At 65.4% G+C, this 10,097-nt stretch carries 10 protein-coding genes and 2 pseudogenes; 4 read left to right on the top strand and 8 right to left on the bottom strand.

Annotated elements, in window-relative coordinates:
* A partial coding sequence (locus ACRDU5_RS06855) for an acyl-CoA dehydrogenase family protein (protein ID WP_526613732.1) occupies window positions 1-821 on the top strand: 821 nt, incomplete at its 5' end.
* Window positions 822-866: 45 nt separating this feature from the next.
* Here ACRDU5_RS06855 and ACRDU5_RS06850 read toward each other — a convergent pair.
* The 4 genes and pseudogenes from ACRDU5_RS06850 to ACRDU5_RS06835 all read right to left on the bottom strand — a co-directional run.
* Window positions 867-1,271, bottom strand: a pseudogene (locus ACRDU5_RS06850) (arsenate reductase ArsC); the annotation flags it as partial.
* A 14-nt stretch (window positions 1,272-1,285) separates the two neighbouring features.
* Window positions 1,286-2,035: an aquaporin gene (locus ACRDU5_RS06845; protein ID WP_526613731.1), complete on the bottom strand. Its 750-nt coding sequence runs from the start codon at window positions 2,033-2,035 to the stop codon at window positions 1,286-1,288.
* The gene (locus ACRDU5_RS06840) at window positions 2,032-2,394 is read right to left on the bottom strand and encodes an ArsR/SmtB family transcription factor (RefSeq protein WP_526613730.1); all 363 of its coding nucleotides are present in this window, start codon (window positions 2,392-2,394) and stop codon (window positions 2,032-2,034) included. The genes ACRDU5_RS06845 and ACRDU5_RS06840 overlap by 4 nt, the downstream gene beginning before the upstream one ends.
* A 42-nt stretch (window positions 2,395-2,436) precedes the next feature.
* Window positions 2,437-2,907, bottom strand: a complete 471-nt coding sequence (locus tag ACRDU5_RS06835) for an ArsI/CadI family heavy metal resistance metalloenzyme (protein WP_526613729.1) — start codon at window positions 2,905-2,907, stop codon at window positions 2,437-2,439.
* A 99-nt stretch (window positions 2,908-3,006) separates the two neighbouring features.
* Between ACRDU5_RS06835 and ACRDU5_RS06830 the strand changes: the two genes are divergently transcribed.
* Window positions 3,007-3,360 (top strand): Rv2640c family ArsR-like transcriptional regulator, encoded by a 354-nt coding sequence (locus ACRDU5_RS06830; RefSeq protein ID WP_526613728.1) that lies wholly within the window; start codon window positions 3,007-3,009, stop codon window positions 3,358-3,360.
* A gap of 15 nt (window positions 3,361-3,375) precedes the next feature.
* Window positions 3,376-4,278 carry an alpha/beta hydrolase gene (locus tag ACRDU5_RS06825; RefSeq protein ID WP_526613727.1) on the top strand — a complete coding sequence of 301 codons (903 nt, stop codon included), beginning with the start codon at window positions 3,376-3,378 and terminating at the stop codon, window positions 4,276-4,278.
* Here the strand turns inward: ACRDU5_RS06825 and ACRDU5_RS06820 are convergent.
* Together ACRDU5_RS06820 and ACRDU5_RS06815 are read right to left on the bottom strand one after the other, a co-directional pair.
* Entirely contained in the window at window positions 4,275-5,276 is a 1,002-nt protein-coding gene (locus tag ACRDU5_RS06820) for a MaoC family dehydratase (RefSeq protein WP_526613736.1), read from the bottom strand. The genes ACRDU5_RS06825 and ACRDU5_RS06820 overlap by 4 nt on opposite strands.
* The gene (locus tag ACRDU5_RS06815; protein ID WP_526613726.1) at window positions 5,273-6,796 is read right to left on the bottom strand and encodes an Nramp family divalent metal transporter; all 1,524 of its coding nucleotides are present in this window, start codon (window positions 6,794-6,796) and stop codon (window positions 5,273-5,275) included. The genes ACRDU5_RS06820 and ACRDU5_RS06815 overlap by 4 nt, the downstream gene beginning before the upstream one ends.
* 121 nt (window positions 6,797-6,917) lie before the next feature.
* On the opposite strand from ACRDU5_RS06815, the pseudogene ACRDU5_RS06810 reads away from it, so the two are divergent.
* Window positions 6,918-7,040: pseudogene (locus ACRDU5_RS06810) on the top strand (type II toxin-antitoxin system antitoxin MazE5); the annotation flags it as partial.
* A 53-nt stretch (window positions 7,041-7,093) separates the two neighbouring features.
* On the opposite strand, the gene fadD4 reads toward ACRDU5_RS06810, so the two are convergent.
* Together fadD4 and ACRDU5_RS06800 are read right to left on the bottom strand one after the other, a co-directional pair.
* The gene (gene fadD4 / locus ACRDU5_RS06805) at window positions 7,094-8,605 is read right to left on the bottom strand and encodes a fatty-acid--CoA ligase FadD4 (protein ID WP_526613725.1); all 1,512 of its coding nucleotides are present in this window, start codon (window positions 8,603-8,605) and stop codon (window positions 7,094-7,096) included.
* A 108-nt stretch (window positions 8,606-8,713) separates the two neighbouring features.
* Entirely contained in the window at window positions 8,714-10,051 is a 1,338-nt protein-coding gene (locus tag ACRDU5_RS06800; protein WP_526613724.1) for an adenylate/guanylate cyclase domain-containing protein, read from the bottom strand.
* Window positions 10,052-10,097: the final 46 nt, after the last annotated feature.

The following is a 10,097-nucleotide window of genomic DNA, read 5'->3' as shown; positions in this document are numbered from 1 at the left end:
GGGTTGAACCCGTGCTGCGGGGCCAGGTGATGTGGTGCCAGCTGTTCTCCGAGCCGGGCGCCGGCTCCGACGCCGCCGCGGTGCGCACGGCGGCCAAGAAGGTCGACGGCGGCTGGCGGGTCACCGGGCAGAAGGTGTGGACCAGCCTCGCCCACCAGTGTCAGTGGGGGCTGGCCACGGTGCGCACCGACCCGGACGCTCCCAAGCACGCCGGCGTCACCATGATGGCGATCGACATGAACGCCCCTGGCGTGACTATCAATCCGCTGCGCGGGATCACCGGCGACGCCCACTTCAACGAGGTCTTCTTCGACGACGTCTTCGTGCCGGATGAGGATGTGGTGGGCGATGTGAACAAGGGCTGGCTGGTGGCCAGGGCCACTCTCGGCAACGAGCGGATCTCGATCGGCGGCGGGTCGGGCGGCGCGCCCGGGTTCAACGCGGACGATCTCGTCAAGCTGCTCGACAGCGTCCCCGCCGATGTGGCGGCCAACCACATGCGGCGAGCGGGTGAGGTGATCGCCGAAATACACACGTTGCGGCTGCTCAACCTGCGCCGGGCCAGCCGCGCCATTGCGGGCGCCGAGCCTGGGCCGGAGGGCAATGTGACCAAGCTGCTGGTCGCCGAATCCGGCCAGCACCTCACCGAGTTGGGCCTCGCGCTGGCGGGGTCGACGGCCGTCGTCGGACAGAACCAGAAGTTGATCCGCAGTTACCTGGGTAGCAGGGCGATGACGATCGCCGGTGGAACCTCGGAGATCACCCGCAACTCCATCGCCGAACGCATTCTCGGCTTGCCGCGTGACCCGCTGCTGAAGTGACCGCCGACACCAAGGCTGGATAGAGGTTGAGTAGATCGCGGCGGCCTAGGAACGCGCATCAACGTTCAGCTCGGCGAGCAGTCGCCGGACACGCCGTTCAATGTCGTCGCGGATGGGGCGAACGGCCTCAAGGCTCTGACCCGCGGGGTCCGGCAATTCCCAGTTCTCGTAACGCTTTCCGGGGAATATCGGGCAGGCGTCGTCGCACCCCATCGCGACAACCACGTCGGCCGCCCTGATAATCTCTTCGGTCCACGGCTTGGGGTACTCACCGGTGATGTCGATGCCGACCTCGGCCATCGCCGAGACTGCCGAGGGGTTGATCTCGCCGGCGGGTTCGGATCCACCCGACCAGGCGACAGCGCGATCTCCTGCGAGGTTGGTGAAGAAACCGATCGCCATCTGCGAGCGGCCCGCGTTGTGGGTGCACATGAACAGCACGGACGGTCTCGTCGGCGTTTCGCTCATCTCCAACTCCGTAGCCGATCGGTGGTCGGTGAATGCGGAACGACGACGTCATCCGCTGTGCGCGCGGCATCAGGGTAGAGCGCCACAACGAGTGCCAGTCCGATCAGCCCGCCAACGATCTGCGCGGCGATGAATCCCGGGGCGGAGGTTGGGGATATGCCGGCGAAGGTGTCGGAGAACACGCGGCCGATCGTCACCGCGGGATTGGCGAAGGACGTCGAGCTGGTGAACCAGTACGCCGCTCCGATGTACGCACCGACCGCGGCCGCCGCCGTCCCCGCGCGGCCAGTGCGCGCAAGTGCGAAGATCAGCGCGACCAGCCCGGCGGTCGCCACCACTTCACCGATCAGACGGCCCACGCTCATCCGCTCCGTGGTGGCGATCTCGATGATCCGCCGGTCGAACATGGCGTTGGCCAATGCGGCGCCGGTAATGCCACCGGCGATCTGGGCGACCGAGTAGGCGGCCACATGCCTGGTGCTGATACCGGTGCCGGTGCTACGGCCCAACAGCCAGTCCGCCCCCGTCACAACGGGATTGAAGTGTGCTCCGGATATCGGCCCGAACATCAGGATCAACACCGCCAACCCAAGGGCAGTCGCGATCGAGTTCTCCAGCAGCTGCAATCCCACATCCTCTGGTGACAGTTGCTGTGCAGCAATGCCGGACCCGACAACAATGGCGACCAGCAGGGCGGTGCCGGCGAACTCGGCCAACAGCCGGCGCTGTAGCGGCGCCGTGCTCAACGTCGACTCACCAAACTGCCGATCCCGAGAAGCTGCGAAAGCTGTTCCAGAGCTTGAGGAATCACGCGGTAGTACACCCAGGAGCCGCGTCGTTCACTGTCCAGGAGGCCAGCAGTGCGCAGCACCTTCAAGTGATGCGAAATGGTGGGTTGGCTGACCTCGATCCCCGCCGAGATGTCGCAGACACACGCCTCTCCGCCGGTGTGGCTGGCCACCACGCTGAGCAGCCGCAGCCGGACCGGATCCGATAGCGCCTTGAGCGTAGTGGCCAGCTCGGCGGCCGCCTCATCCGACAGGGGTTCGCGCACCAGGGGTGCGAACTCGCAGCCGTCAGTCAGCCGCAGCTCTGATTTCGACATTCATCAATATTGACGGATATCGAATCAGACCGCAACAGGCTGTCAGCAGCACGCGGCCTCGGCGGTGGCCTTCTCGTCGCGAGCACCGCCGCAGCAGGCAGCACCTTCGGCGTCCGGGTCGGGATGCTGGGGGCTGTTGCCGAAGGTTTCCGAGTCCGCAAGCACCGTGTAGACCTCCCACTTCTCGCCGGCGGGGCCGGTCACCCAGACCTTGTCCTGCTTGGCAAAGCAACACGTGGTGCCGATCTCCTCATCGGTGAACAGGCCCTCTCCCGACAGCCTTGCGATCTCCTCATGCACCTCGTCACTGGACTCCACTTCCACGCCCAGGTGGTTGAGGCTGGCGCCGCGACCGGGATTCTCGATCAGGACCAGCTTCAGCGGGGGTTCGGCGATGGCGAAGTTGGCGTAGCCGGACTTGACCTTCGCGGGCTGCGCATTGAACAGCTTTGAATAGAACGCGACCGCCTCGTCGAGGTCGTCGACGTTAAGGGCGAGCTGGACGCGGGACATGATGGAACCTCCATACCTGTGTGACATATATCGAACTATTGCGGTCCCGAGTATGCGCACCTTTTTGATATATGTCAACATCTCTGGCAGAATTCTGGTATGCCCAAGGCACTGCCCCTCGTCGACATGTCCGCGCCGGTGTGCTGCGCGCCCGTCGCTGCCGGCCCAATCGACGACGACGCCGCGCTGGAAGTGGCGCTACGGCTCAAGGCACTGGCCGATCCCGCCCGGGTCAAGCTGATGTCGCTGCTGTTCAGCGGGGGCGAGGAGTGCAGCCGTGACCTGGCAGAAGCCGTCGAACTGTCCGAATCAACGGTCAGCCATCACCTCAGCCAGCTCCGCCGCGCCGGCCTTGTCGACTCGGAGCGCCGCGGCATGAACGTCTACCACCGACCTCGTCGCGACGCACTCGTTGCTCTGTGCACGGTCCTTGATCCGAGCTGCTGCCCCTGACGTAATACTGGTCGAGTGCCGAGCACCGACTTTCATCCCGAGCTGCGCCGCATCGCACGGTTCCTCCCGCGCGAACCCATCCGACGCTCGACCCTGCCGCTCGTCCGCATGCTGGCCGATCTTGCGGCCCGTGGTCAGGGCGCGGGTGTCGAGACTCTCACGTTGCCGTCGGGAATCGACATCCGGCTGCACCGGCCCGCCGGCGTGCGCACGCCTGCGCCCGCCATGCTGTGGATTCACGGCGGCGGATACATCATGGGTTCCGCTCGTCAGGACGACGCGCTGTGTCGCAGGTTCGCCCGCACGCTCGGAATCACCGTCGCCGCGCTGGACTACCGGCTGGCACCCGAACATCCCTACCCCGCGGCGTTGGAGGACTGCTATTCGGTGCTGACGTGGCTGGCCGGACTGCCGACGGTCGAATCGGAGCGCGTCGCGATCGGCGGCGGCAGCGGGGGCGGCGGTCTGACGGCGGCGCTGGCCTTCTGGGCTCGCGACCGTGGCGACATTACGCCGGTCCTGCAGGTGCTGGCCTATCCCATGCTGGACGACCGAACCTCGGACAGGTCCGGGATGGACACGTCGGGCCACCGCCTGTGGAGCCTCAACAGCAATCGGTTTGGCTGGTCGGCCTACCTCGGCGACGCCGACCCGGCCGTCGCGGTTCCGGCACGCCGCGATGATCTGGCAGGGTTGCCGCCCGCCTGGATTGGTGTCGGCACGCGCGACCTCTTTCACGACGAGGACCTGGCCTACGCCGAGCGGCTGAAGGCGGCTGGTGTGCCCTGTTCCGTCGAAGTGGTCGACGGCGCTTTCCACGTCTTCGACCTCCTCGTGCCGAAAGCCGAAGTGTCGCAGACGTTTTTCAACAGCCAGTGCTTGGCCCTTCGGCGGGCGTTCGCCGCGGCAGCGGACTAAAACTGCAGCGCTGTGAATCTCCAGTCCAGCACTTGCCGGTCCTCGGCCCCCTCACCGGCCGCAAACACCAACGACCGCAATTTCAGCACCCCGCCGCGACCGTCGGGCAGTGGCACGGCACCGTCGACATGCAGTTCGCTGTAGAGGGTTTCGCCCTCGTGCACCGGTCCGATGTGATCGCACGAGTCCCAGCCCAACACCGTGACCAGGTTCGGTAGCAGACGGTTGGCCTGCGCGAGCGCGAGTCCGATGGTGTGTCCGCCGTAGACGAGGCGTTGGCCGCCAACACGCGAGTCATGGTGTACCGCTGCGATGTTCAAGGTGAGCCGAGCCAGTTCGGGGGCGCTGCTGACTACGTCGGCGGTGCTGTGCAACAGCGAGCCGGCGATGCCGGAATCAAAGTGCGTGCCCGGTACTTTAGCCCGGTACGCGTCGGCATCCCAGTCGGCGGTCGGGTCGGGTACCGGCACTTCGTCGGTGCCGATTGTGGACATGTCGTGGGCATGGCCGGTGTCGGCGGCGCCGTCGCGCAGCGGGATCATGGCGCAGCGGTGAAAGTCGAGCACCAGTCGGCCGATCTGGTCAATCGTCGTCATCCGCAGCGCCGCAAGCCCGGTCCGCGCACGCCCGGCCTTGGCTGCGTTCTGCCGCAGGCCGACCACCTCGGTGCGGGTGAACACGGTGTCGCCGATCACCGGGAACCGGTGGAACATCAGCCCGCGGTAGAACAGATTGGCCTTAACCCGCCGGGTAACCAGCGTGCTCTGCCCAATCGCGACATCGCAGACCAGTCCCGGATGCGCCAGCGCACCGGTCGACCCGGTGACCGCCAGGGCAAGCTCGGCGTCCAGCGCCAGTCGGAGTCGATCGCCGATGATCGATTGGTGAACGGCGGCGGCGCCGGCCGTCAACGTCATCGACGGCGCCCGATCGAAGACCTGGCCGACCTCGAGCTCGTCGAAGTACGGGCCACCCGAGGATTGGCCGGACAACGTCAGAACTTCACCAGCGCGCTACCGCTCACCAGCTCGTAGACGAAGTTGACGAAGAAGAACCCGAAGAACAGGAAGTTCAGCACCAGGATCACGTAGTGCCACAACCGCGGTCGGGCCGGTTTGGGCAGCTTCGAGTTCAGATACATCAACATGAAGGGGAACATCAGCGCGCCGAGGTTCGACATGTTCGCCGAGATCTGCACCAGCCGCACAGGTGTGGCCAGGTGGATCATGATGGCGATCACCACGAGCACGACCAACATGAACGGGTAGTAGAACCGGCGCGGATCACCCTCGAGCAGCCGGCGCAACCGCGGACTCGTCGCGTGCGCGGCGTCGGTGAAGTTGCGCACGAGCGCCTCGAAAATGCCCAGCTGCGTGGAGAACAGAATGAGCACGCCGACCACGAGCATCACGTAGAACAGGCCCGATCCGTACTGGTCGCCCAGCTTCTCGGCCGCGAACGTCGGCACGTTGCCCGTCGTCGGCTTTTCGCCGCTGGTGGCGACGATGTGCGACATCAGGATCGTGGGCAGCAGCATCCCGATCATCGCGCCGCAGAAAAACACCACCCATTGGTCGATGTGCAACAGCCGCATCCAGCGCTTCCATAGGGCGGCGTTCTCCGGCGTGTCCCGGAAGGTCACCCCGACCGCGAGCAGCTCCCGCCGCTCTCCACGCATCCCGGCGATGTAGCCCACTCGGTGTCCCATGCCGTAACCCTTGTCCCGGTAGTGGGACATGGCATACCAGTTCAGGCCGGAAGCGAGGGCGGTGAACCCCGCGAGACCGCCGAGGGTGGTCGCGGTGATGCCCTCCGGCGGGGCCGCCGGGGTGAGCAGGCCGCGGATTCCTTCCCACCACACGGACGGCGGCACGATGGCGATATCGACGACAATCAGGACCACCAGCAGGGCGCCGATGATGATCCAGTTGCTCAACTCGAGCGCACGAGAGATCTTGCGAGCCAGCACGCAGATCAGGAAGACCATGAACAGCAGGCCGATCGCCAGCAGCCGGGTGTACTCGAGCTCGTCGTCCTCGTGTACCCGTCCGGCGATCAACGCGAACAGGCTCTGTCCGGCGCTGGCCGCCCATCCGCCGAAGATGAACGCGAAGAAGAAGACGATCAGCGAGAACGGGATCCAAAACTTCCAGCCGGGCGGAACCCGGCCCCACCCCACGATCGGGACCTCCCCGGTCGCCACCACGTACCGCGAGACCTCCACGTTGTAGAAGGTCTGCAGAATCGCGGACACCGTGATCACCCAGCCGACGCCGACGAAGCCGTACGCGCCGATGGCCTGCGGCCCGAGCAGCCACTCCCCGCTGCCGATCGAGATGCCCAGGGCGATCAGGCTGGGCCCGACGACGAACTGGATGATCTGCCATGGCCCCAGCCGGGAGACCTTGAAAACCTCCTCCGGCTCGGGCAGATCGCCGACTCCGAGCGGCGGACGGCTTGTCCCCAGTGGGTAGGCCTCGGCGTCTCGAACTGGTTCAGTCTCTGTACTGCCGGCCATGAGGGCCTCCCCCGCTGAGATGGCTAGGTTCGAGCTGTCCTTGATTGGGACTACACCACGCTCTCGGGAAGGTCAATAACGAAGGGGTTCCGTAGGCCCCTGGGCGTGGCATATTTGTGGAATGAGTCGTCATCGGTCCGCCGAAAATGACGCGAGCTACGTTGTGTACGACGAGCACCCGCCCGACGAACCGGACGAGTGGGGCGACCTGACGTCGTGGCGGCGGGCAGTCGGCGCACGATGACAATTCGCGGGTAGCCAGCGAGGTTGTCCTGAGCCAGATGCTGACCCACCTCCTCAGGAGTACTTGCTCACCAGCTCCTGCTTGTACAGCTTGCCGGTGTCGGTACGCGGCAGTTGGGCCTCAAAAGAGATCGAGCGCGGACATTTGTAGTGCGCCAGGCGGTCTCGCAACCATGCCAGCAGCTCATCCGCGAATTCTTCGGTGCCGTCGGCCGGATCGACCGTTTGCACGACGCCCTTGACTGCTTGGCCCATCTCGTCGTCGGGGATGCCGAACACCGCCGCGTCCATCACCTTCGGATGGGTCACCAGCATGTTCTCCGCCTCCTGGGGGTAGATGTTCACCCCGCCGGAGATGATCATGTGGTGACGGCGGTCGGTCAGATAGAGGTAGCCATCCTCGTCGAGATAGCCGATGTCGCCCACGGTTTTCCAGCCGTGCTTGTCGCGTGACTTGGCGGTCTTGTCCGGGTCGTTGAGGTACTCGAAGTCGAAGCCGCCCTCGAAGTAGACCTCGCCGGCCTGACCCGATGACAACTCCTTGCCGTCCGCATCGAGGATGTGCACCGCGCCGGCCATCGGCCTGCCCACTGATCCCGGGCGGGCCAACCACTCGTCGGCCGTGATCAGCGTCGACCCGTGCGCTTCGGACGAGGCGTAGTACTCATCGACTATCGGACCCCACCAGTCCATCATCTGCTTCTTGATCTCGACCGGGCACGGCGCCGCCGCGTGCATCACCCGCTGCAAGCTGGACACGTCGTAGGAATTACGAACTGACTCAGGCAATTTCAGCATGCGGGTGAACATCGCCGGTACGAACTGGCCGTGCGTGACTCGATAACGCTGGATGGCGTCGAGACAGCCCTCGGGGTCGAACTTCTCCATCACCACGGTGGTGATGCCGCCGGCCTGAGCGCTCATCGACCAGACCGACGGCGCGGTGTGGTAGAGCGGCGCCGGGCTCAGATAGATCGCGTTGGGGTTCATCCAGAACTCGACCAGTGCCGACATCAGTCCAGGAGCCTCGGCGGGCGGCACATGCGGCAGCTCGCGTTTGATGCCTTTCGGCCGACCGGTTGTGCCCGACGAGTACTGCAGCAGGTCGCCCTCGATCTCGTCATCGATGGCCGTATCCGGCTGATCGGCAACGCATTCGGGATAGCGGTGCCAGCCGTCCAGATCGTCGTCGGCGATGATTCGCAAATCGGGCATCGTGTGATCGGCAAGGTTTTCACACGTCTTCCGGAGTCCTGCCGATCCGACAATGGCTGCGGCGCTGCTGTTATCGATGATGTACGCCACCTCGGTCGCGGTCAGGTGGGTGTTGATCGGCACGTAGTACTGGCCGCAGCGGCGCGCCGCCCACATGACGATGTGGAAGTGCTCGTTGTTCTCCATCAGCACGGCGACGGCATCGCCCTCGCGCAGACCGTGCTCGCGAAAGAAATGGGCAAGGCGGTTGGCCCTCGCCTCGAGCTCGGCGAAAGTGACCTGCGTGCCGGACGGATGCAGGATGACGGCGGGCTTGGCGGGATGAGCCTCGGCGTGCTCCCGAATCTGCATGCGCCGACTTTACGATGCCGCAACTTGACGGGTGTCAAGGGCCATGGCATCTCCGGCGATCGGGGTTTCCGAGGTGCACCAATGACGATGGTTGCGCGGCTTCGGCTGTCAGTTCTCGACGGCGAATAGTCGCCATTCGTCGGGCACCCCCTTGAGCACATGGGATCCACGGTCGGCGAACGCAATACCGGAGCCGGCCACCAGGTCCTTGACCGTGGAGGACGCCAGAACCTCGCCCGGTCCGGCGAGCGCTGAGACCCGGGCACCGATGTGCACGGCGATCCCACCGATGTCGGGACCGCGGAGCTCGATCTCACCGGTGTGTAGTCCCGCCCGCACTTCGATGCCCAGCGACCGCACTGCCCCGCAGATTGCTTGCGCGCATCGCACGGCACGAGCGGGGCCGTCGAAGGTCGCGAGCATGCCGTCACCCGTCGTGTTGATTCTCTGACCGCGATGGCGCTCGACCTCGCGGACGACCAGGGCGTCGTGGCGGTCCAATGTCCGCGTCCACGCATCGTCGCCGAGCGCGGCGGCGTGCTCCGTCGAAGAAACGATATCGGTGAAGAGCACCGTCGCCAGAGCGCGATCCGGCGCAGGGACGGGACGAACGCCTGTGAGGAACTCCTCGATCTCGTCGAGGATCGCATCCTGGTCACCGACGTACGGAAAGTATTCATTGCCCTGCAGTTCGACGACTTTGGCGTCAGGGATGTGCGCACCCAGGTAGCGGCTGCCCGCGGCGTGCGCCATGTCTGCCGTCCGGTGCACGACGAGCGTCGGCACCCGGATCGCCGACAAGAGGTGGCGCACGTCAATCTCACGGACCATTTGCGCGATCGCGACAGCGGCGCCTGGACTTGCCGACAGGCGCTCCCACCGGCCATGTGCCTTGCGAAAGACGGGGTCGTCGGCCCGATCCGGTGTGAGGGCGTAGAGGGGCATTCCTCCCTCGAGCCCCCGGCCCCATTTCTCCTCGATCTGTCGCAGGGCATCAGCCGCTTCCTCTTCGGGTACGCCATCCGGATAGTCCGGGGCCCAGGCCATGCGCGGATATGCGCCGTACAGCACGAGTGCGGACACGCGCTCCGGGTAGGTCGCGGCGAAAAGGATGGAAAGCGCTCCGCCTTCCGAGCTACCGTAAACGGCGGCTCGCTGCGAGCCGGCCGCGTCCATCACGGTACGCAGATCATCCATCCGTTCCTCGAGTGTCGCCACGGCGACCCGATCGGATAGGCCGGTGCCACGCTTGTCGAACATAATCAGGCGACTAAACGACGCGAGACGCTCGAAGTATCTGCGCTCGGCGGGATCCTCCCATTGCAGCTCGAGGTTCGAGACGAACGGTGGAACGTGAATGAGATCGAAGGGTCCGTCGCCGACAACCTGGTAGGCGATGTTCACATTGCCCGACTTCACATACCGCGTATCGGGGACTTCGATCACCAAGGCAGTGTAGGTCGATGTCGAGGCGCCGACGGGCACTACGAGC

It is taken from the genome of Mycobacterium sp. (assembly GCF_050701515.1).
Classification (GTDB): Bacteria; Actinomycetota; Actinomycetes; order Mycobacteriales; family Mycobacteriaceae; genus Mycobacterium.
This window is presented reverse-complemented; position numbering and strand designations above follow the sequence as displayed.